General features: G+C 64.2%; 1 protein-coding gene. It reads right to left on the reverse strand.

All coding sequences use genetic code 11. From position 1 onward, the window contains the following. Positions 1-1,042, reverse strand: a 1,042-nt coding sequence (locus tag C6366_RS18360) for a cation:dicarboxylase symporter family transporter (RefSeq protein WP_146164926.1), incomplete at both ends; no start/stop codon positions are given.

A 1,042-nucleotide genomic window follows, 5' to 3' on the forward strand; every position in this document is an offset into this window, starting at 1 on the left:
GTCAGCCGGAAAATCGAGCCAAGCATCTCCATGCCCATGCGGGCCGTGAAGTCCAGTGTCAGCAGATACAGGGCCGCTGGCAGCAGATACAGGGAGGCCCGGACCATTCCGGTGAACACGCCCTGCACCGCGTCCAGGACGTTGACCACGGACTGTCTGGCCTCGACGCGGCAACGGGTCAGCATGACTCCGAAAAACAGGGCGATGAACAGCACGGCCAGGGCCTGATTATGAACAACCGGAGCGAGCACGTTGCCGGGCACGATGGACTTGGCCATGTGCATCAACTGCTCGAATACATCCTGCCTGCCAGAGTGCTCCATGACCTCGGGCATGCTTTGGATCAGAACCTGCTGGGCAAGCGGTGAAAAATCCACGCCCGGACGGCCCCAGACTCCCAGGACCACGCCCAGGGTCGCGACCACCAGCAATGCACCGGGCAGGACCACAAGCAGCCGACGGACCAAAGCGGAATTGGTCCCGCCCACGAGCAGGCGGTAGATGCTGGTGACCACCGCGGTGATCATGATCGGCAGGACGCAGAGCTGCCAGAAGCGGATGAACAGTCCGGCCAGGGGGCCGGCAAACATGGCCGGAGATGGCAGCAGGCTTCCGGTAGCCCCGCCGAGGACCATGCCCAGGACCACGGCCCACGGACTCAGCAGCCAATGCTTGTCCCGTTCCCGACGGATCACCAGCAGCCAGAACAGGACGAAAGCCCCGGCATGCATGGCCGCCAGCAGCGGCCAAAGCGTATCGGCTTCCGGGAGGGCCGTCGGTTCCGGGTCAAGCGCAATGTCCTGCCCTGGCCGGACGTGCGCCGTTGGAACATGGTCCAGATAGCGTTCAAGCAGCGAGGCAAGACTGGTTTCGCGCTGGTGTTCGGTGACGTCGAGATAGTCGTTGACCAGGCGCAGCAGGTCAGGTGCGCCGGGGTGGACGGCGATCACCAGGGGGTCGGCAAGCAAGGGAACGGCCCGGGCCTTGTAGTCCGTTTCCGGGTTTTGATGGACCATGAGCCGGTGGACGCGGTCCGGCACGA

The organism is Desulfonatronum sp. SC1 (genome assembly GCF_003046795.1).
Lineage (GTDB): Bacteria > Desulfobacterota > Desulfovibrionia > Desulfovibrionales > Desulfonatronaceae > Desulfonatronum.